At 64.6% G+C, this 21058-nt stretch carries 18 protein-coding genes; 9 read left to right on the top strand and 9 right to left on the bottom strand.

Annotation, left to right across the window (positions count from 1 at the left end):
* Positions 1-52: 52 nt before the first annotated feature.
* Both C2U37_RS06415 and dtd read left to right on the top strand, forming a co-directional pair.
* Positions 53-925 carry a virulence factor BrkB family protein gene (locus C2U37_RS06415; RefSeq protein ID WP_039039511.1) on the top strand — a complete coding sequence of 291 codons (873 nt, stop codon included), beginning with the start codon at positions 53-55 and terminating at the stop codon, positions 923-925.
* Positions 926-1051: 126 nt separating this feature from the next.
* Positions 1052-1489: a D-aminoacyl-tRNA deacylase gene (gene dtd / locus C2U37_RS06410; RefSeq protein WP_039039510.1), complete on the top strand. Its 438-nt coding sequence runs from the start codon at positions 1052-1054 to the stop codon at positions 1487-1489.
* Between the two features lie 48 nt (positions 1490-1537).
* Here the strand turns inward: dtd and C2U37_RS06405 are convergent, their stop codons facing one another.
* Positions 1538-2224 (bottom strand): SAM-dependent methyltransferase, encoded by a 687-nt coding sequence (locus tag C2U37_RS06405; RefSeq protein WP_104453195.1) that lies wholly within the window; start codon positions 2222-2224, stop codon positions 1538-1540.
* A 173-nt stretch (positions 2225-2397) separates the two neighbouring features.
* Here C2U37_RS06405 and C2U37_RS06400 point away from each other — a divergent pair, with 173 nt between their 5' ends.
* Positions 2398-3306, top strand: a complete 909-nt coding sequence (locus C2U37_RS06400; protein WP_010672532.1) for a bifunctional GNAT family N-acetyltransferase/hotdog fold thioesterase — start codon at positions 2398-2400, stop codon at positions 3304-3306.
* Positions 3307-3352: 46 nt separating this feature from the next.
* Here C2U37_RS06400 and C2U37_RS06395 read toward each other — a convergent pair whose 3' ends face one another.
* From C2U37_RS06395 to C2U37_RS06380, 4 genes are all read right to left on the bottom strand, one after another.
* On the bottom strand, positions 3353-5413 hold the full coding sequence (locus C2U37_RS06395; RefSeq protein ID WP_104452036.1) for an AsmA-like C-terminal region-containing protein: 2061 nt from the start codon (positions 5411-5413) through the stop codon (positions 3353-3355).
* 254 nt (positions 5414-5667) lie between these two features.
* Positions 5668-7737 carry an ATP-dependent DNA helicase RecG gene (gene recG, locus C2U37_RS06390; protein WP_185975491.1) on the bottom strand — a complete coding sequence of 690 codons (2070 nt, stop codon included), beginning with the start codon at positions 7735-7737 and terminating at the stop codon, positions 5668-5670.
* A gap of 176 nt (positions 7738-7913) precedes the next feature.
* Positions 7914-9263 (bottom strand): CDP-diacylglycerol--serine O-phosphatidyltransferase, encoded by a 1350-nt coding sequence (gene pssA, locus C2U37_RS06385; RefSeq protein ID WP_185975490.1) that lies wholly within the window; start codon positions 9261-9263, stop codon positions 7914-7916.
* A 152-nt stretch (positions 9264-9415) separates the two neighbouring features.
* Positions 9416-10777 (bottom strand): GntP family permease, encoded by a 1362-nt coding sequence (locus C2U37_RS06380; RefSeq protein ID WP_223918078.1) that lies wholly within the window; start codon positions 10775-10777, stop codon positions 9416-9418.
* A gap of 165 nt (positions 10778-10942) precedes the next feature.
* Here C2U37_RS06380 and C2U37_RS06375 point away from each other — a divergent pair, with 165 nt between their 5' ends.
* From C2U37_RS06375 to C2U37_RS06360, 4 genes are all read left to right on the top strand, one after another.
* A complete protein-coding gene (locus C2U37_RS06375) occupies positions 10943-11452 on the top strand; it encodes a gluconokinase (RefSeq protein WP_039039504.1) in 510 nt (169 codons plus the stop codon).
* A gap of 60 nt (positions 11453-11512) precedes the next feature.
* Positions 11513-13309, top strand: a complete 1797-nt coding sequence (gene edd / locus C2U37_RS06370) for a phosphogluconate dehydratase (protein ID WP_039039503.1) — start codon at positions 11513-11515, stop codon at positions 13307-13309.
* A gap of 9 nt (positions 13310-13318) precedes the next feature.
* Entirely contained in the window at positions 13319-13960 is a 642-nt protein-coding gene (locus tag C2U37_RS06365; RefSeq protein WP_039039502.1) for a bifunctional 4-hydroxy-2-oxoglutarate aldolase/2-dehydro-3-deoxy-phosphogluconate aldolase, read from the top strand.
* Positions 13961-14098: 138 nt separating this feature from the next.
* A complete protein-coding gene (locus C2U37_RS06360) occupies positions 14099-14791 on the top strand; it encodes a helix-turn-helix domain-containing protein (RefSeq protein WP_104452033.1) in 693 nt (230 codons plus the stop codon).
* A 55-nt stretch (positions 14792-14846) separates the two neighbouring features.
* Here C2U37_RS06360 and C2U37_RS06355 read toward each other — a convergent pair whose 3' ends face one another.
* Positions 14847-15236, bottom strand: coding sequence for a nuclear transport factor 2 family protein (locus C2U37_RS06355; protein WP_104452032.1), 390 nt, complete (start codon positions 15234-15236; stop codon positions 14847-14849).
* A gap of 109 nt (positions 15237-15345) precedes the next feature.
* Complete coding sequence (locus tag C2U37_RS06350) at positions 15346-16353, bottom strand: substrate-binding domain-containing protein (protein ID WP_039039499.1); 1008 nt, start codon at positions 16351-16353, stop codon at positions 15346-15348.
* Between the two features lie 88 nt (positions 16354-16441).
* Between C2U37_RS06350 and C2U37_RS06345 the strand changes: the two genes are divergently transcribed.
* Complete coding sequence (locus C2U37_RS06345) at positions 16442-17092, top strand: Qnr family pentapeptide repeat protein (protein ID WP_104452031.1); 651 nt, start codon at positions 16442-16444, stop codon at positions 17090-17092.
* A 200-nt stretch (positions 17093-17292) separates the two neighbouring features.
* Here the strand turns inward: C2U37_RS06345 and C2U37_RS06340 are convergent, their stop codons facing one another.
* Both C2U37_RS06340 and gpmM read right to left on the bottom strand, forming a co-directional pair.
* The gene (locus C2U37_RS06340; RefSeq protein ID WP_039039497.1) at positions 17293-18696 is read right to left on the bottom strand and encodes a peptidoglycan DD-metalloendopeptidase family protein; all 1404 of its coding nucleotides are present in this window, start codon (positions 18694-18696) and stop codon (positions 17293-17295) included.
* Positions 18697-18705: 9 nt separating this feature from the next.
* Positions 18706-20235: a 2,3-bisphosphoglycerate-independent phosphoglycerate mutase gene (gene gpmM, locus C2U37_RS06335; protein ID WP_052816405.1), complete on the bottom strand. Its 1530-nt coding sequence runs from the start codon at positions 20233-20235 to the stop codon at positions 18706-18708.
* 348 nt (positions 20236-20583) lie between these two features.
* On the opposite strand from gpmM, the gene C2U37_RS06330 reads away from it, so the two are divergent.
* Positions 20584-21015, top strand: coding sequence for a rhodanese-like domain-containing protein (locus C2U37_RS06330; RefSeq protein WP_010672546.1), 432 nt, complete (start codon positions 20584-20586; stop codon positions 21013-21015).
* Positions 21016-21058 lie beyond the last annotated feature (43 nt).

Below are 21058 nucleotides of genomic sequence, written 5' to 3'. Positions count from 1 at the left end.
TGACCACCCTATCTGACACAATGTCTGCATGATCACGCTTACGAGAAACAAGATGCAGCAGCAGATCCGCGGCCGTCTGGCCCATGCACTCTCCTTCTTGCGCCACGATGGTGCCCACTTCGCCCAGTTTGTCTGGGGCCGCTTCCAGCAGGACAGATTGACGGTGACCGCCGGTTACCTGGCCTATGTCACCCTGCTCTCCCTGGTGCCCATGATCGCCGTGGTGTTCGGCATGATGTCGGCCTTTCCGGTGTTCCAGAGCCTGAAGCAGGCGATGGAGCAGTTCGTCTATCACAACTTCGTCCCCACCGCAGGGGAGATGCTCAAGGAGTACATCGACGGCTTCGTGGCCAACGCCACCAACACCACGGCCGTCGGTATCGGTGCCCTGATCGTGGTGGCCCTGATGCTCATCTCGGCCATCGACAAGAACCTCAACTACATCTGGCGGTCCACCCGAAGCCGGCCCTTGGCCCAGGCATTCGCCATGTACTGGATGATCCTGACCCTGGGCCCCGTGCTCATCGGTGCCAGCATCGCCATCTCCTCCTACATTCTCTCGCTCAGGTTGTTCGCGGCTGACAGCCTGTTCGGTATCGGCTATCTGCTGCTGCGCAGCCTGCCGTTCCTCTTCTCCGTGCTCACCTTCCTGCTGATCTATACCGTGGTGCCCAACTGCCGCGTGCGGCTGACCCACGCCTTCATCGGTGCCCTGGTGGCGGCCACCCTGTTCGAGCTGGCCAAGCGCGGCTTTGCCATCTACATCACCAACTTCCCCTCCTACCAGGCCATCTATGGCGCCCTGGCGACCATTCCCATCCTGTTCGTCTGGGTGTATCTGAGCTGGCTGGTGGTGTTGCTGGGGGCCGAGACCACCGCCTGCCTAGGGGAGTACGAGAAGCCCGGTGCAGAGGAGCTGGCCTGACGCTGGCCGGCCATCACACCGGATCCCGACACAAAGGCGTTGGCCCGGGCAGGGCATTTATTGGTAGTATCGACGACCGCTCATCCCGCAGGATGGGTGGTCGTGCTGTTTTGAGAGGAGAGGGATGTGATTGCACTGATTCAGCGGGTCAGCGAGGCCAGCGTAACGGTAGAGGGAGAGGTGACCGGGGCCATCGGCCAGGGGTTGCTGGTGCTGCTCGGGGTGGAGCAGGGGGATGACGAGGCCAAGGCGGACAAGCTGCTGCACAAGGTGAGCGGTTATCGCATCTTCTCGGACGAGAACGGCAAGATGAACCTCAACGTCAGCCAGGTGGGTGGCAGCCTGCTGGTGGTCTCCCAGTTCACCCTGGCGGCGGATACCGGCAAGGGGATGAGACCCAGCTTCTCCGGTGGCGCCCATCCCGCAGATGCCGAGCGACTCTATGAGTACTTCGTGGCCCGCGCCAGGGAGAGCGGCGTGCCGACCGAAACCGGCCGCTTCGCCGCCGACATGAAGGTCAGGTTGCTCAACGACGGCCCCGTCACCTTCTGGCTGCAGGTATAAGGGTGGCAGGCAGGGCAGGACGCGATGCCTGCACACTTCGCAGGTTCTTCACCCTGCCGGTGCTCGCCCGCCCTGGCCATGCTGACGGGTCGCGTGCAGGATGACGTTGCGGTAGCCGGGCACGTCGTGGACGTGGGTCGGGCCTATCCACTCCTCTGCCAGTCGCAGAGCCTGTGCCTGTTCGAGCCGGGTGCGGGGCAGCAGATTGATGATGAGGGTGCCGCTCAGGCGTTTAGCCAGCGCCTGATAGAGCGGAGCCTGGAACAGCAGCAGGGGGTTGCCGTCCTGGCTGAACAAATCCAGCAGCACCAGATCGTAGCTCTCCTGGCTCTGGTGCAGGAAATGCAGCGCATCGGCGTGATGCAGCCGAGGCGAGCCCCCTGACGAGGGGAGGAAGAACTGCTGGAACAGGGTGAGGATCTCGGCATCCAGATCCACGCAGTCGTGGTGGGCATCGGGCCAGCGTGCCGCCAGGTGACGGGTGAGATCCCCTCCGCCCAGCCCCAGCCCCAGCTCCAGGATCCTGCTTGCCTGCTTTGGCAACTGCTCCGCGATGCTCCGTTGATGAGGCAGACAGAGGCGGGCCGGCTGGTGGAGGCTCATGGCGGATTGCACCACGCCGTCCATTTCCAGCCAGCGATGACGGGCATTTTCAAGCACCGAAACGCGGCGTTCGGGTTTGGCACTGAGGTGCAATAAGTGATCGGCTTGGTACGCTTGCAGATTGAAGTCCATGAATTTGCACGGCAAGATGGCTTTCGACCAGTGTAACTCAAGGATGTTGTTATGTACCGGGTGGTCACCCCCCAAACGGCAGCCGAGCTGGATACCTACTACAGGCTGCGCCGGGAGAAATGGTTGCGTCAGTCCTTCCATCTGCCAGTCGGCGCACACTCAAGGATCGCTTTATGTACCGGGTAGTCACCCCAGAAACACCAGCGGAGCTGGATGCTTACTATCAGTTGCGCTGGGAACTACTGCGCAAACCCTTCAATCTGCCCCTTGGCTCCGAGCGTGACGAGTACGATACCGTCGCCATTCACCGGCTGATGCTCTCACCCGACGGAACGCCCATCGCCGTGGGTCGCCTCTTTGTGGGCGGCGATGAAGCCCAAATCCGCTTTATGGCGCTGCGACCCGAATTTCGCGGCCAGGGGCTGGGCGCCCGCATGGTGGAAGATCTCGAGCAGCTTGCCCGCGACGAGAAGGTAAAACGGCTGGTGATGAACGCCCGCCAGGAGGCGGTGGAGTTCTATCGCCGCTGCGGCTTCCTCGAGGTAGGGGAAGGCCCCGTCTCCTTCGGCCGCATCCCTCACCGCCAGATGATCAAGTCCCTGAGTCCCATGCAGACCATCCAGTACCGTCCGGAGTGGTGCCAGGATCTCACCACCCGCTGGTCGCGGGGCATTCCCATCAGCGAGAAGATGGGGGTGCACATCACCCACTACGATGGCCAGACCTTCCACCTCAAGGCCAACCTGGCGGCCAATCTCAACGTCCACGACACCATGTTCGCCGGCAGCATCTACAGCCAGTGCGTGCTGGCGGGCTGGGGTCTCATCTGGTTGCAGCTCAAGGAGGCAGGGCTGGGAGGGGATACCGTGCTGGCCGAGGGCAACATCAAGTATTACCGGCCGGTGAGCGAAGAACCGGAGGCGCGGGTGGCCCGGGAGGGCATGCCCGCCGTGCTCGAGCCGCTGAGGGGCGGAGAGTCCGCCAAATTCAGCCTGCGGGTGCAGCTGTTCAGCGGCCGCAAGCTGGCGGTGGAGTTTGTCGGTCAGTACGTGGTACTGCCCATCAAGCGCGGCGCACGCTGATCCCTGATGTTCACAGCAACAAGGCCTCTTCGCGAGGCCTTGTTCGTTATTGGGCGGCCGGTGGCCGTGGGCGCCAGAGCGGGCCGCTTCGTCCCTGGGCGGGGTAGCGCACACCCGCCTCCCAGCCACAGGCGTCCTGTCCCGTGGGGAAACTCCAGCCCAGGTCGGGCGCATTGAGGGGGCCGCGCCAGCGGGCGAGCAGCTCGGCGCAGCGCCCCTTGTTCAGGACCCCGAGGTCGAGCTGCCACTGGTCTGCGGCCAGGTCGACACCCCCTTGCAGTGCCAGCAGGTGGGTGATGGTGGAGGCACCGCCTTGCTCGATCCGCACCTTGCCCTGCTCCGCCCTGGCATCCAGCCTGATCTGATAGAAGGGGGTGTCTCCGCGCTGCATCGCCTGCCACAGCGTCTGCGGTGTCAGATCGGGGGGGGTCTGCTCCCTGAACCAGTCATCCAGCAGGGGGTCGATGCCGACCTTGTCCCAGAAGGGATCCTTGCTCTCCAGGCTCAGGCTGCCCTGAAGGGTCCGGCGCCAGTTGGCCGTCTGCTCGCCGGGCTGCCCGTTGAGGTCGGCTTGCAGATCTGCCGCCAGATCCACCTTGCCCGCGAAGGAGACGGGGGAGTGCAGCAACTTGCCCCACTGCTCCAGATCCAGCTGCTTGCCTTGCAACTGCAGGCGGCTCTCCTGCCCGGGCGTCCTGCCCCACTGGCCGCTCAGGTTGAGGGAGCCCTCGTCGGGCAGGGAGGTGGTGAGGGTGTTGAGCTGCCAGGAGCTGGGGGTCAGCTCGCCATCCAGGGTGCCGTTGCGAGCACTGAGACCGTCCCACACCAGCTCGAACCACTTGCTCTCGATGCGGGCACGTCCCAGCAGGGGGCCTGGCTGGTTGCCCCGCAGGGCGAGATCGTTCAGGTAGAGTTGCCAGCCGGTCAGGGAGAGGGGCAGGGTGTCGTCGAAAGAGAGCACCTTGAGCTTGTCGAAGGCCAGTTTGCGGATGTCGATCTGTTGCGGGCGCCAGCCCTGCCAATCCTGCCACCACCCCTGGGGCAAGCTGATGTCCATGCCGCTCAGGGCCAGATCCTTCAGGGTGAGCTTCTGCTGCTGGGTGTCGAGGGCCAGCTCGACGTTGAACTCCCCTTCGTATGCCTTGCCCCGCAGCTCGGCATCCAGCTGCCGGGGGGAGAAGGCAAGCTTGCCCTCGACGGCCTCAAGCTGGAACAGGCCGCGGCCCATGTCGCCCAGGGTGCCCGCCAGATAGCCGCTGGGCTGGCTGCCCGCCTGCCAGTCGAAGGCGGTGAGCTGGCCGTTGAAGTTGTTGAGGGAGAGCTCCTGATCGATGGCATTGATGCTCACCTGGGCAAGTTGACCCCTGTCCAGGGTGATGCGGCGCAGGGGGAACTCGCCAGGGGGTATGTCACCAAGCTCGAGGCGCATGGCGCGGGCCTTGAGATCGTGCAGTTGCAGGCTGCGCTCTGGCCAGTTCAGCACCATGCCGGTCTCGAGCAGGCCGTCGAACAGGTTGGTGGTCAGTCTGTCGGTGCTGAGCACCTGCCCCTCCAGCCGCCCCTTGAGGCTGAGACGGGCCAGGGTGAACATGGGGGTCTCCAGCTGGTTGATGCCCAGGGTGAGGTTGGCCTGGGGCTGGCGTCTTGGGTCGATCAGTTCCCAGTCACTCAGGGACGCACTGAGGCCGCGCAGGGTCAGGGCCTCGCTCTGCAGGCTCAGGTTGTCGATGGTGCTGTCGCTGATGGTGAGGGAGTGAACCGGCAGGCTTGGCAACTGGTTGGGGAGCGGCAGCTTGATGACGGGACGGATGAGGTCCAGGTGGGCGATGCGCACATCCCGGTTCAACCAGTCGATGTGCTCGATCTCCAGATAGAGTTTTTCCAGCTGTACCGCATCCCCATAGCGCACCTGCTCCGCCAGCAGGGTGTAGGGGTGCAGCGGATTGAACACCAGTCGGCCTATGGTGACGGGCACCCCGGTCTGCTGGCTGAGCCAGTTGGCGATGGGGCCTTTGGCGCGCTCGGCATCGAACAGGCCGAGACCGACCCAGACAAAGAGCAGCAGGAAGGCAAAGGTGTAGAGCAGGCCGCGGAGCCAGGAATTCATCAGTGCTTTCCTCCTGTTTCTGTTGCTTGGTCAGGCATTCGAGTAGTGATCCCGTAGACCGAGCCAGCATCGTATCAAGGGTTCGACATGGCTCGGGTGTTTATTCATCAGGCAAGGTGACCCTCTTCTGCATCTGCCTTGGTCAAGCATTGGAGTAGTGGTCCCGCAGGCCCAGCCAGCGGCGGATCAGGGGCTCGACATGAGCCGGGTGTTTGTCCATCAGGCAAGGTGACCCTCTTCTGCATCTGCCTTGGTCAAGCATTGGAGTAGTGGTCTCGCAGGCCCAGCCAGCGGCGGATCAGGGGCTCGACATGAGCCGGGTGTTTGTCCATCAGGAAGCGCGCCATCTTCTGCACCTGAGGGATGAGCGGCTGGTCGCGCACCAGATCGGCGATCTTGAGATCGGCCAGGCCGGTCTGGCGGGTACCGAGCAGCTCGCCTGGGCCGCGCAGTTCCAGATCCCGCTGGGCGATGAGAAAGCCGTCATTGGTCTCCCGCAGTACCCCGAGGCGGCTCTGGGCGGTCTTGGACAAGGGGGCATGATAGAGCAGCACGCAGTGAGAGGCCACCGACCCCCGCCCGACCCGGCCGCGCAGCTGGTGCAACTGGGCCAGCCCCAGTCGCTCCGGGTTTTCGATGATCATCAGGCTGGCATTGGGCACGTCCACCCCCACCTCGATGACGGTGGTGGCGACCAGCAGTTGCAGTATGCCCGCCTTGAACTCCTCCATCACCCGCTGTTTCTCGACGGGGCGCATCCGGCCGTGTACCAGGCCGATGTGCAGGCCGGGCAGCAGGGTTTGCAGCTCGGCGGCGGTGTCTTCGGCGGCCTGGCACTCCAGCACCTCCGACTCCTCGATCAGGGTGCAGACCCAGTAGGCTTGTTTGCCCTCCTCGCAGGCGAGCCTCACCCGCTCGATCACGTCCTGGCGGCGACTGTCCGGCAGGGCGACCGTGGTAATGGGAGTGCGGCCCGGCGGCAGCTCGTCGATGATGGAGGTGTCGAGGTCGGCATAGGCGGTCATCGCCAGGGTGCGGGGGATGGGAGTGGCGGTCATGATGAGCTGATGGGGATGCACCCCTTCCCGCTCTCCTTTTTCTCGCAGGGCGAGACGCTGATGCACGCCGAACCTGTGCTGTTCATCAATGATGACCAGGGCGAGGCGCTGGAATACCACCTGCTCCTGGAAGATGGCATGGGTGCCCACCACCATCTTGACGCTGCCGTCCGCGATGGCGGCCAGCGCCTCTTCCCGCGCCTTGCCCTTCTGCTTGCCCGCCAGCCAGCCCACCTTGATGCCGAGCGGATCCAGCCACCTGGCGAAGTTGATGGCGTGCTGTTCGGCCAGCAGCTCGGTCGGCGCCATCAGCCCCACCTGGCAGCCGTTGCCGATGGCCTGCAGGGCGGCCAGCGCCGCGACCAGCGTTTTACCTGAGCCCACGTCCCCCTGCACCAGCCGCATCATGGGGTGGCCCTGCTGCAGATCCCGGCCGATCTCCGCCACCACCCGGCTCTGGGCGCCGGTGGGGGTGAACGGCAGGGCGCCGAGCAGCTGCCGGACCAGCTCGGGAGCGGGTTTGAGGGCACGGGCCAGCTGGGTCTGTGCCTGGGCGCGCACCTTCAAGACCGAGAGGTTGTGGGCCAGCAGCTCTTCCAGTACCAGCCGCTGCTGTGCCGGGTGCTGGCCGCTCTCGAGCAGGGCCAGCGCCACCGAGGGAGGCGGGCGGTGCAGCAGCTTCAGGGCGGCGGCAAGATCGATCTGCTGGGGATAGAGGCCGGCAGGCAGCAGCTCCTCGACCCCGTAGAGGTCGAGCTGGGCCAGGGCCTGATCCGTGAGGCTGCGCAGGGTGAGCTGGCGCAGCCCCTCTGTGGTGGGGTAGACGGGGGTGAGGGCCTCTTCGGTCTGGCCGGCCTGCTCCTCGCCGAGCAGCTTGTACTCGGGGTGGGCCATCTCCAGGCCGTACTTGCCGGGACGGGTCTCGCCGAAGCAGCGGATAAGGCGGCCCTGGGCCAGGCTGTTTTTCTGGGCGGCGGTGAAATTGAAGAAGCGAAGGGTCAGGCTGCCGGTGCCGTCGCTGATACGGCACACCAGCATGCGGCGGCGCCCCATCACCAGCTGGGTGTCCTGGATCTCGCCCTCGACGGCACCGTGCAGGCCGGGCGGCAGATCGCCGATGGGCCACACCTGGGTGCGGTCCTCGTAGCGCAGGGGGAGGTGGAACAGCAGATCCTGTACCGTGGCCAGCCCCAGCCGCTCGAGCTTCTCCAGCATCTTGCTGCCGACACCCTTGAGGCTGTCGAGAGAGATTTTATCCAATTTCATCAATTAGATGCCCGAAAACACTGTAAATATGTCCAGATGATAGGGGTTGTTGCGGCCTCGATGCAAGCCGCGTTGTGCCGTTCCGGGCTGGTGGGCAAGGGAGCGGGGGGAGGGCCATCCATGAAAAAGGCCTGCCGGAAACGGCAGGCCTTTTCACTGACGGGGCGCCCTGGCGGTCAGATGATGCGCTTGAGCAGGAGGTGAGCCTTGACCCTGTGGATCCGGGCCAGCAGCTTGCGCACCTGATCCGGGTAATCCTTGATCTGCTCTATCTGGTCGAAGTGACTGATGCGGCGGGTGTGGGCCAGGATGTTCTCCCGCTCCGCACTGAACTGCTCGCGCAGGTGATGGTGCTGGTCGTGTACCAGCAGGCCGTTCTCCAGATCCAGCGCCCAGGCTCGGGGATTGAGGTTGTTGCCGGTGAGCAGGGCCCACTCCTCATCCACGAAGATCCCCTTGAGGTGATAGGAGTTCTTCTCGCAGCACCAGAGCATGAGGTTGAGCCGGCCGTTGTCGATGTAGTGCTGGTTGCGCTCGGCAAACTTGCGCAGATTGGTCTCGTAGAGATAGGGCAGGCCGCCTATGGTGGAGAACTTCTCCTCCGGCGGGATGAAGAAGTCGTTGGCGGTCTTGTCGCCCACGACGATGGTCACCTTGCAGCCGCGTCTGAGCAGCCCTTCCACGTCCTTGTTCAACTCCTTGGGGGGGTTGAAGTAGGGGGTGCAGATGAAGATCTCCCGCTCGGTAGCCCGCACCAGGTTGCGGATCATCCGGTTGAGCTGGTTGCCTCGCTTGCCCAGGCCCACCATGGGGGTCACGGCGACCTCCCGGGCGTTGGCAGGGATGCTCTCGAAGCGGTACTGGCTGGTGCGCAGGCGCTGCTTGAAGCGGCGGATCTGCCCTTTGAGCTGCTTGGCGCCAGGGATGCCGGTGCGATCCAGCCGTTGGACGGCCTCGCTGCCGAGGAAGACGTCATCCACGTAGTTGACCATGCTGCGGGTCAGCGCCGGGCTGTGGATCTGGTGATAGCGATCAAAGCGGTAGCGCTCCTGCTGGTGCAGGTAGATGTCGTTGAGGCTGGCGCCGGAGTAGAGCAGGGTGTCGTCGAAGATGAAGCCCTTGAGGTGCAGCACCCCGAGCAGCTCGCGGCCCTTGACCGGCACGCCGTAGATCTCGATCTGGTGTTGGTGGCTGGCGGCCATGGCCTGGTACATCAGGTGGTTGCCTCCCTGCTTGCCCTTGCCGATCAGGCCGCGCTGGGCGCGGTGGAAGTCGACGAATACCTTGATGTCGAGGGCGGGGTTGCGCTGCTTGGCGGCATAGAGGGCGGAGAGGATCTCCCGTCCCGCCTCGTCATCCTGCAGGTAGAGGGCGATCAGGTAGATGCGCTGGGTCGCATGGGCGATGAGCGACAGGATCCGGCTCTTGAAGTCCTTGGCGCTGCTGAGCACCTGAAACTGATCCGCGGCGACCGCGATCTGGGGTAAGCGGGTCAGCAACTGTCGATAATGTGCCGATGAATGCATAGAGAAGCCTGAAATCACGGGATGAAGCGTTCCACTCGGGGCGAAGAATAGGCAATTCTAGCAATCTGTGGCGATGGGCCCAAGCAAGAATCCGTAAAAAGTCGGTGCAGAGTCACATCGGGGCCGACGGATGCGGCCCCGATGTGTTTCCGTCAGAGGATGGCGCTGGCCGTGGCCACGATGAGGAAGGCGATGGTGCCGAGCAGCGTCTCCATCACGGTCCAGGTCTTGAGGGTGGTCTTCTCGTCCATGTTCAGGAAGCGGCTGACCAGCCAGAAACCGGAGTCGTTGAAGTGGGAGAGTACGGTCGCGCCCCCGGCGATGGCGATGACGATGAAGGTCAGGTCCAGCTCGCTCAGGCCGGTGGTGGCGGCCACGGTCGGCGCCATCAGGGCGGCGGTAGTGGTCAGGGCCACGGTGGCGGAACCCTGGGCGACCCGCAGCGCGGCGGACACCAGGAAGGCTGCCAGGATCACCGGCATGCCGGTATCGGAGAGGACGTCGGCCAGCGCGGTGCCGATGCCGCTCGCCCGCAATACGCCGCCGAACATGCCGCCGGCACCGGTGACCAGGATGACGGCGCAGACCGGGGCCAGGGCGTCGTTGCAGAACTTCTCGAGCTGCACCTTGCCCTGGCTCTGGCGGAACATCCAGAGGGCGTACAGCACAGTGATGAGCAGGGCGACCGGGGTCTTGCCGACCATGCGCAGCACGTTGACCCAGTCCGCACCCTTGTCGATGACGCCCATGACGCTCAGGGTATTGAGGCCGGTATCCATGAAGATGAGCACCAGCGGCAGCAGCAGGATGGAGATCACCTGGCCGAAGCTCGGCGCCTTGTCGGAGAGCTGCTCGGCACTGGCAGTGAAGCTCGGGGGCAGGGGCAGCTCAAACTTCTTGCCGGACCAGAGCCCGAACAGGTAAGCACCCAGATACCAGGTGGGCAGCGCGACCAGCAGGCCCACGATGGTGAGCAGACCGATGTTGGCACCCAGCAGCTCGCTGGCGGCCACCGGGCCCGGGTGGGGCGGCAGGAAGGCGTGCATCACCGCAAAGGCACCGGCGGAGGGCAGGGCATACTTGAGGACGGAGCCGCCGAACTGCTTCGCCACGCTGAAGATGATGGGCAGCATGACGATGAGACCGGCGTCGAAGAAGATCGGGAAGCCGAACAGCAGGGAGGCCACACCCAGCGCGAAGGGGGCGCGGTGGGAGCCGAAGCGGTTGATCAGGGTATCGGCCAGTACCTTGGCGCCCCCCGTCATCTCCAGGATCCGGCCTATCATGGCGCCGAGGCCGACCAGCAGCGCGACCGAGGCCAGGGTGCCGCCGAAACCGGTCAGCATGGTGGGGATCACCTGGTCATAGGTGACCCCGGTGGCCAGGGCCGTCAGCATGCTGACCAGGGTCAATGCCACGAAGGCATGTACCTTGAATCGCATGATCAGCACCAGCAACATGACAATGGCTCCGCCCGCTACCGAGAGCAGATAGGCGACATCGGGTGTGTTCATTGCTCCGTCCATAAAATTGTCCTCAAATGGTTCTAGTTGTTGTTCTGCACATTTCTGTGCTGCACTTCACATTGCGAAACGTTACCGGTAACATGTTACCGGTAACGTGGTAGCTTAGAACCCATCAGGCGAACGTTTTTTGAAAAGTGAGAGAGAGGTCAAATAATGGCGGGCAAGTGCATTATCGTGATGGGTGTGTGTGGCAGCGGCAAGTCCAGCATCGGCCTCAAGGTGGCCAATGCCCTGGGGGCCAAGTTCATCGACGGCGATGATCTGCACCCTCGCGCGAACATCCAGAAGATGGCGGCGGGCAACCCGCTCAACGATGAAGACAGAGCCCCCTGGCTGGAGCGGATCCGCGATGCGGCCTACAGCCTGGAGCGTAAGAACGAGCTCGGTGTCATCGTCTGCTCGGCCCTCAAGAAGCAGTACCGCGACCAGATCCGCGAGGGCAACGACTCGGTGAGTTTCCTGTTTCTGGATGGCAGCCAGTCCCTCATTCTCGAACGGATGCGGGCACGGCAGGGCCATTTCATGCGCGAAGCCATGGTACAAAGCCAGTTTGATACCCTGGAGCGACCGGATGGCGAGCCCGGCGTGTTTCGCATCGATATCGACGGGACCTTCGAACAGGTGGTCGACCGTGCCGTCACCGCGCTGACGCAGGCGCAATGAGCCATGTCGCGCGCCCGGCTGAGGCCGACCGCGCCCGTATATAGAGTTGGAGAGAAAGCTATGACCCATCCCGTGATCACCCAGGTGACCAACCGCATCCGCGAGCGCAGCACCGCCCGCCGTGCCCGCTTCCTGGCCCGCATCCAGCGCCAGGCCGATCAGGGCAAGACCCGCGCCTCCCTCTCCTGCGGCAACCTGGCCCACGCCGTGGCCGCCTCGAGCTGTGACGAGAAGGGGCGGATCCTCGACATGACCCGCGCCAACGTGGCCATCGTCACCGCCTACAACGACATGCTGAGTGCCCATCAGCCCTATCAGGGCTACCCGGACATCATCAAGGGCGCCCTGGCGGAGCTCGGCCACAGTGCCCAGGTTGCCGGCGGCGTACCCGCCATGTGCGACGGCGTGACCCAGGGTCAGCCGGGGATGGACATGTCCCTCTTCTCCCGGGATCTCATCGCCCAGGCCACCGCGGTCTCCCTCTCCCACAACACCTTCGACGCCACCCTGCTGCTCGGTATCTGCGACAAGATTGCCCCGGGCCAGATCATGGGGGCGCTTTCCCACGCCCACCTGCCCACCGCCTTCGTGCCTGCCGGCCCCATGGCGAGCGGCATCAGCAACGACGAGAAGGTGAAGGTGCGCCAGCAGTACGCTGCCGGTGAAGTGGGCCGCGACGCCCTGCTCAAGATGGAGTGCGGCGCCTACCACGCGGCGGGCACCTGCACCTTCTACGGCACCGCCAACACCAACCAGCTGGTGTTCGAAGCCATGGGCCTGATGCTGCCGGGCTCCGCCTTCGTACATCCGCACAGCGAGCTGCGCCACGCCCTCACCGAGGAAGCGGCCCGCCGCATCAGCGCCATGATCCCGGGCTCCCCGGCCTATCGCCCCCTGAGTGCGGTGATCGACGAGCGCGCCCTGGTCAACGGCCTGGTGGCCCTGCTCGCCTCCGGCGGCAGCACCAACCACAGCATTCACATGGTGGCGCTGGCCCGCGCCGCCGGGCTGGAGCTGACCTGGGACGACCTGAGCGATCTCTCCGACGTGGTGCCGCTCCTGGTGCGCATGTACCCGAACGGCCCGGCGGACGTCAACGCCTTCGAACAGGCGGGGGGCGTGCCCGGCCTGATGCGTCGTCTGGCCGAAGAGGGGCTGATCCACATGGATGCAACCCCGGTCTTCGGCGAGATGCAGGACTACCTCAGCCGTCCGGCACTGGTGGATGGCAAGCTGGTGTGGCAACCGGTGGGCGAGAGCGCGGATCCGAGCGTGCTCTCCCCCTCTGGCAGCGAGTTCCAGGCCACCGGCGGCACCAAGCTGCTGGCGGGCAACCTGGGCCGCGCCGTGGTCAAGGTTTCCGCCGTCGCGCCCGAGTATCGGGTCATCGAGGCCCCGGCCCGGGTCTTCTCCTCCCAGCATGCGGTGGAGGCGGCCTACAAGGCTGGTGAGTTGAACCAGGACGCCGTCATCGTGGTGCGCCACAACGGCCCGGCCGCCAACGGCATGCCGGAGCTGCACAAGCTGATGCCGGTGCTTGGCAACCTGCAGAAGGCGGGTCACAAGGTGGCCCTGGTCACCGACGGCCGCCTCTCCGGCGCCTCCGGCAAGATCCCGGCCGCCATCCACGTCACCCCGGAAGCCCTGCACGGCGGGGCCATCGGCCTGCTCGCCGATGGCGACCTGCTGCGGGTGGATGCCGAGTCTGGCCGCCTCGACTGCCTGACCGATTTGAGCGGCCGTACCCAGGCCGAGATCGACCTCACCCTGGAACAAGAGGGGTGGGGCCGTGAACTGTTCAGCGTGATGCGTCGCGCGGTATCGAGCGCCGAGTGCGGCGCCACCATCTTTGACTAAGGAAGAGCTATGCAGAACTGGAAAGTGACCCCTGCCGAGGTGTTTGCCGCCTCCCCCCTGGTACCCGTGATGGTCATCAACGACCTGGAGCAGGCCCTGCCGATGGCCAAGGCCCTGCTGGATGGCGGCATCTCGGTGTTCGAGATCACCCTGCGCACCCCGGTGGCGCTGGACGCCATCGCCCTCATCGCCAAGGCGATGCCGGATGCCATGGTCGGTGCCGGTACCGTGCTCAACTGCGCGCAGTTTGATGCCGCCGTCGCTGCCGGTGCCCGCTTCGTCATCTCCCCGGGCATGACCCCGGCCCTGCTGGCCCACGCGGCCAAGAGCACGGCGCCGCTGATCCCGGGCGTGGCCACCCCGTCCGAGGTGATGCAGGCGCTGGAAGCGGGCTACGACCACCTCAAATTCTTCCCGGCCGAGGCGAACGGCGGCACCAAGGCACTCTCCGCCATCGCGGCGCCCCTGCCCCAGGTGAAATTCTGCCCCACCGGCGGCATCGGCCCGAAAAACGTGGCCGACTACCTGGCGCTGAAATGTGTGGCCACCGTCGGCGGCTCCTGGATGCTGCCGGCAGACGCCGTCAAGAGCGGCAACTGGGAGGAGGTGACCCGCCTCTCCCGGGAAGCGGTTGAATTGGTTAAACGCTAAGCAAATATCGTTTAGAAAAATTAAACAGGCCACCCCCGGGTGGCCTGCTGTTTTTCCGCCCCCGGAGGGGGTGGGCCGTTTGCTTCCGGCCTCGCCCTGGCTTAAGGTCGGGGGCCGCCCCTCTCCCCTGGAGCCTTCATGTCCTGTCTGCATCCATCCTACCCGCAAGGGCACTTCACCGCGCTGCACTGCCACCCCCATGCCCAATACTGCTATCTGCACGACGGGGGCGGCATCATCACGGGGCGAGGGGAGGGAGAACTGCTGGTGGCGGGCCAGATCTGCTTTATTCCGGCGGGGTGGGAGCACGAGTTTCGCGTGCTGCGCCGCTCCCGACTCTCCCTCCTCTATGTGCCGACACCGGCCCGTACCGCCTTCGGCCCCTTGCAGGCCAGCCCGCTGCTGGCGGGCCTCTTCGCCCGCCTGTCCGAGCTGGCCGAGGAGGAGGTGAAAGGGGCCTATCTGACGGTGCTTGGCCAGGAGCTGGAGCGCGCCGACCCGCTCGCGGCGCGCATTCCCCTCGCCGGGGCGCTGGACCCGCGCCTGCTGCGGGTGCTGGACAGGGTGTGCCAGGCACCCGCCATCCATCTGACGCTGACGGCGCTGGCGGCAGATTGCGGCGCCTCGGTGCGTACCCTCAACCGGCTCTTCCTCCAGCAGCTGGGGTGCAGCTTTCGCCAGTGGCGGGAGCAGGTGGTGCTGGGACGGGCGCGCCAGTTGCAGCACCGGGGGCTCACGCTGGCCCAGATCGCCGATCGGCTCGGCTACGAGGATCCCGGCGCCTTGTCCCGCGCCCTCCAGCGCCTTGCCCGGCGCGAACCGGCGGCCTGAGGGCGCATTATCTGCCTTCCTGCCCGCCATGGCGGTGTCTGCGGGTTGCCGGCAGTCAGCGCCGCGAGCCGATATCCGCATCCTCCTTGCTGCCTGCCAGCAGACAGGTCACCTCGTCGGTGTGGCAGATCCGATCGCCGCGAAAGGTGAAGAGGCCGCTCACCTTGCAGACCAGGGTGCCGCCGTCCTGGCGGGTGGCCCGCACCACATGGGTCGAGTGCACCCGCTCCCCCTGCGCCAGGGTGGCGACAAACTCGATGCTCGCCCCGGCCAGATGGCGGCGCAGTGTGGCGATGTGCTGGTGAAACGCCGGGTAGTCGAGCCGCTCGCCGTTCACCTCCTGGCAGTAGTCGGGGGTGAACCAGGCGTTGAGCTCCGCCAGGGGGAAGGCGGGATCGCAGATGACGCGCTGCAGGCAGGCTTTCAATCGTTCGGTGTGGTGCATGGTCTGCTCCTGACAGGGTGGATGGAGGAGCCAGCATAGGCCAGGGGAGGCGAGGGGAGAGGGGAGAAGGCGCCATCATGGCGGTCGAACGCGCCATGATGGCCGGGGATCAGCCGAGGCTTTCCCCCTCATAGAGGGAGAAGCCGATGTCCTTGCACCTGGTCGCCAGCGGCTGGCCGCCGAGGCGGGCTAGCAGCATGATGGCGGCTTCGCGACCTATGGTCTCGCGGGGGGTGACGATACTGGCGAGCTTGGGGGTCATGGCGTGGCCGATGTCGAGGGCGTTGCTGCCGGCAATGGCCACCTGCTGGGGCACCGGGATCCACCTGGCCTGGCATTGCAGCAGGGCCCCCACCGCCAGGTCGTCGTTGGTGCAGAACAGGCCGTCGAGGTCGGGGAAGCGCGCCATGGCCTGGGCCAGTAGCTCTCCCCCCAGGGTGAAGCTGGAGGATTGCTCCGTCAGCAGGTGCTGGCCGGTCAGACCGAAATCGGCCATCGCCTGGTAGTAGCCTTCCATTCGCAGCTGGGTGCGCACGTCGAGCCGGGCGCCGAGGTAGATCACCTTGCGCCGTCCCCGGCGCAGCATCTCTGTTACCATGGCCCGGGCGGCGGCCCGGTGATCCATGCCCACCACCATGTCGATGGGGGAGAGGGGCAGATCCATGGTCTCCACCACCGGGATGCCGGCGGTGGCGATCATCTTGCGGGTGCGCTCGGTGTGCTGGGTGTCCGAGAGGATGAGCCCGTCCACGTTGTAGGAGAGGAGGGAGGCGACCTGCTCCTCCTCCCGCTCCGGGCTGTAGCCGTAGTGGGCGAGCAGGGTCTGGTAGCCGGCGGGCCGGGTCACCGCCTCAATGCCGTGGATCACCGCTGAGAAGACCTGGTTGGAGAGGGAGGGGATCAGGATGCCGATCGCCTTGCTGGTGGCGTTCGACAGCATGTCCGGCGCCCGGTTCGGGATGTAGCCGAGCTCCTCCACCGCGGCGGCGATGCGCTCGCGGGTCCCTTCGGCCACGGCGGACGGGTCGCGCAGGTAGCGGCTGACGGTCATCTTGGTGACACCGGTCAGGTCGGCAATGTCCTGCAGGGTAGGGCGGCGCTTGCGGGTGTCGTTCATCTGGGGATCCGGCAAAAAATGTTACACGTAACATTACCGTTTTTGCACGGCAATGTCAGCATATGACGCCATCAACAGGGGCCAGGGGATGATCAAGGGCAGGTGTTTCGAGGGGGTCCACTTCGAGCAGCAGGAGGTGGAGGGGGAGCAGTTCCAGGGGTGCCGCTTCATCGGCTGTCACTTCTCCTGGCTCGATCTCGGGGAGAGCCGCTTCGTCGACTGCAGCTTCTATGACAGGGAACGGGAGCTGGGCTGCCTGTTTCAGGGCTGCGATCTGAGGGAGGCGAGCTTCCTGCGCTGCGATCTCACCCTGGCGGACTTCGGCCGCAGCCAGTGTCTTGGGCTGGAGATGCGCAACTGCCAGGCCATGGGGATCAACTTCGCCCATGCCAGCTTCGCCAACCGGATCACTGCCAAAAGCTACTTCTGCGAGGCCCACCTCACCGGCAACAACTTCAGCTACGCCAACTTCGAAAGCTGCCTGCTGGAGCGGTGCGAGCTTGCCGGAAACCGCTGGCAGGGGGCCAACCTGCTGGGCGCCTCCCTGGCGGGCTCGGATCTCAGCGGCTCCGAGTTCGGGCAAATCGACTGGACCAGCTTCAACCTGCAAGGCTGCGATCTGCGCCAGTGCGATCTGCCCGGTCTGGATCTGCGCCGGGTCAACCTCGCCGGGGTGCAGATCAATGAAGATCAGCAGCAGGGGCTGCTGGAGCAGATCGGGCTGGTGGTCTTCCCCTGAGCGGGGTGGAAAAGAGGTAAGTTTTCATCATCGGGGCGGGCGGTGCCCCCCCTGGCAAGCAAAAGTCTGCGCGATGCAGACTTTTTGTCAGGTGAAGTGGTAAACGACGCGGTGTTGCTGTCTTTTGCTCCCTGCCCCCCTCGCGGGAGAAGGGCTGGGGATGAGGTAGCGGACTCCACTCGGGCACCGCCAAGGCGGGCTTAGCGTCTGGCCAGCCACTTGGTCGGGTTGATGGCCTCGCCCTGATAGCGGATCTCGAAGTAGAGGCCGGAGCGCTCCTGTCCGCCGCTGTCGCCGACCAGGGCCACGGGCTCACCCTGCTCCACCTTTTGTCCCACCTGGCGCAGCAGCGACTGGTTGTGGCCGTAGAGGCTCATGTAGCCCTTGCCGTGGTCGATGACCAGCAGCATGCCGAATCCGTCGAGCCAGTCGGCGTAGACCACCTGTCCCGGTGCCACCGCCTTGACCTGGGTCCCTTCGCTGGCGCCGATCAGGGTGCCCTTCCACTTCAGCTCGGCGGTACGTGGCGAGCCGTAGGAGATGAGGATGGGGCCCTGCACCGGCCAGCGCAGGTTGCCACCCGTGCTCAGACCGCCGTAGCCGTTGCTGCTTGCCTTGGCGCTGTTGCGGGCGGCCGCTTGCTGCTGCGCCACCTTGGCCTGCTGTTCGGCGACGCGTTGCTGCTGGGCCGCCAGCCGCTGCTGTTCGCCGACCTGGCGCTGCTGGGCCGCGATCCGCTGCTGCTCCTCAATGCGTTTCTGTTCGGCTGCCAGGCGCTGGGCCTCCAGACGGCGCTGGCGCTCCTGCTCGGCCTTGATCTTGGCAAGGCGCTCCCGCTCGGCCCGTTCGCGGCGTTCCTTTTCTTCCTGCTGACGACGCAGCTCTTCCAGCCGCGCCTTGAGCGCCTTCTCCGCCTTGACCAGCTTGTCGAGCTTCTGCTCGTCGGCCTGCACCGATTGCTGCAACTGGTTGCGCACCTTGGCACGGCTCTGCTGGCTGGCCAGCAGGCTCTGGTGATGTTCCTGCTGCTCGCCGAGCAGGGTCTGGAGGCGGTTCTCGGTCTCTCTGGTGGCCTGCTGGTTCTTGGCCAGCTTGTCACGGGTGGCGCGCAGGGCTTCAATGGCCTCGATGCGGGCCTTGTTGAGGTAGTCGAAGTAGTCGAGGGCGCGGCTCAGCTTGGCCGGATCCTGCTGGTTGAGCAGCAGTTTGAGGTAATCGTGGTTGCCCGCCTGGAAGGCGCTTTCCGCCTGCTTGGCCAGCAACTGTTTCTGATGTTTTGCTTGTTGCTCCAGTGCCAGCTTGTCCTGCTGCAGGGACGCCAGCTTCTGCTGGTTCTGCCGGAGTTGCTGTCTGGTCTGCTCGAGTTTGGCGGCGGCAGCCGAAATGGCCTGCTCGTCAGCCTTGAGCTGGGTGTTGAGCTTGGCAAGCTCCTGCTTGCTGAGCTTGAGGGTCTGTTGCTGTTCCTTGATCTGGGACTGCATGGCCCCCAACTGCTGGTTCGCAGCCTGGGCTGTGCCGGTACCGCCGATCAGGCAAAAAAACAGCGCGCCGGCCAACAGGCCGACGCGACTGGTTTTCTGTGAAATAATTTCGCATCCCCGCATGGGGCAGGATTATTTCAGAATCATCAGGGGCTTGCCAGTCATTTCCGGCGGCACCGGCAGACCCATCAGGGTCAGCATGGTGGGGGCCAGATCGGACAGTTTGCCACCTTCGGCGACCTCGGCTTTACGACCGAAGTAGATGAGGGGAACCGGCAGATTGGTGTGGGCGGTGTGGGCCTGACCAGTCTCTTCGTCCATCATCTTCTCGGCGTTGCCATGGTCGGCGGTGATGAGGCACTCGCCGCCCACTTCCGCCAGGGCGTCGGTGACGCGACCGATGCAGTGGTCGACCGCTTCACAGGCTTTGACGGCCGCATCGAACACGCCGGTGTGGCCGACCATGTCGCCGTTCGGGTAGTTGCAGATGATGACGTCGTACTTGCCGCTCTTGATGGCCGCAACCAGCTTGTCGGTCAGCTCTTCGGAGCTCATCTCCGGCTGCAGGTCATAGGTAGCCACTTTCGGGCTCGCTACGATTTCGCGATCTTCGCCAGTGAAGCAGGCCTCTTCGCCACCGTTGAAGAAGAAGGTGACGTGGGCGTACTTCTCGGTCTCGGAGATGCGCAGCTGGGTCTTGCCCTGCTTGGCCAGCCACTCACCCAGGGTATTGACCAGGGCGGTGGGCGGATAGGCGCAGGCGGTTTTGATGTCGGCCGCGTATTCGGTCAGCATCACGAAGTGCAGGGCCGGGGTGGCGGTGCGGGCGAAGCCGGTGAAGTCGGTATCGACGAAGGCGCGGGTGATTTCGCGGGCGCGGTCGGCGCGGAAGTTCATGAAGATCAGCGCATCGCCGTCGATCATCGGTACAGCGTCGCCGATGCGGGTGGCTTTGACGAACTCGTCGTTCTCGTCGCGGGCATAGGCGGCGGCCAGCGCGTCGGTGGCGTTGTCGGCGGTGAATTCGCCCTTGCCCTGGGTCATCAGGTCATAGGCCTGCTGCACGCGATCCCAGCGGTTGTCGCGGTCCATGGCGTAGTAACGACCGATCATGGAGGCGAAACGACCCTTGCCCAGTCGGGCAAACAGGGCGTCGAACAGCTCGATGGAGGACTGGGCACTGCGCGGCGGGACGTCGCGGCCATCCAGGAAGGCGTGGAAGTAGATCTGCTCGGCGCCACGCTTGGCGGCCATCTCGATCATGCCCATGATGTGCTCTTCGTGGCTGTGTACGCCACCCGGGGACATCAGACCCATGATGTGCACGGCCTTGCCCTTGGTCACGGCAGCGTCGACAGCCTTGGCCAGCTCGACGTTCTGGAAGAAGTCGCCGTCCTGGATGTCCTTGGAGATGCGGGTCAGCTCCTGATAGACGACGCGACCGGCACCGATGTTGGTGTGGCCCACTTCGGAGTTGCCCATCTGGCCGTCCGGCAGACCCACGTCCAGGCCGGAGCCGGAGATCAGGGTGCTGGTGTAGTCACGGGCCAGGCGATCCAGGTTGGGGGTCTTGGCAGCAGCAACGGCGTTGTACTCTTGCTTGGTGCTGTAGCCCCAACCGTCCATGATGACCAGAACCAGCGGTTTCTTAGCTGTTGACATAAGGCTATGTCCTCTCGGATAGGAATGAATTGCGGGAAGTGAAACTAGCGTAATATTACTACATCTGCCGAAATAGTCACCTGATAGCCAAGTCCCTCTCCAGCCTCGCTTTTTAACTGTTATCCCGCTGTTTTAGGCATGTTGCCGGCTTGTCTGCCTCGGCGGGTTTTCCTCTGTTTTCCCCCTCTTTTCGGCATGGCGCATCCTCTCGTTCGGCCCGGTTGGAGGAGGAAGAATCGGCAGCCATCCCTGATGGGAGCTTGCTCTCGCTTTGCCGCCAAGATGGCTGATCTTATGCAGGGCCCCATGTATACTCGGGCCCTTGTCTTGGTCCCTGGATAGTAGAAGATGCAAGAGTATTTGGATTTCGCGGCCCGCAATCCGCTGCTGACCGCAGCCTGGTTGGGCTTGGCAGGCACTCTGGTGTATACCACTGTGCGTGCTCGTTTTTCTCCGGTGAAGGCGGTCAACAACCACGCCGCTACCCTGCTTATCAACCGTGAAAATGCCACCGTCGTGGACATTCGCAGTCAGGATGAATTTGCCAAGGGCCATCTGGCCGGGGCCCATCACCTGCCGCTCGCCCAGATCCAGGCGAATAATCTGGGCCCTGTTGAAAAGCACAAGGATGCCCCCATCATAGTGGTGTGCGAGTCGGGGATGACCGCTGGTGGCGCGGGTCGCCAACTGAGCAAGGCCGGTTTCAAGCAGGTGTATGTGCTCAGCGGTGGCATGGCCCAATGGCGTGCAGACAATCTGCCGGTGACCAAAAAACGCTGATTTAAGGGCCTGCGCCCACTCATTATCTTAAAAAGGAATCAAA

It is taken from the genome of Aeromonas sp. ASNIH1 (genome assembly GCF_002934285.1).
GTDB lineage: Bacteria > Pseudomonadota > Gammaproteobacteria > Enterobacterales > Aeromonadaceae > Aeromonas > Aeromonas caviae.
The sequence above is the reverse complement of the archived record's forward strand: the minus strand, read 5'-3'. Positions and strand labels throughout refer to the sequence as shown.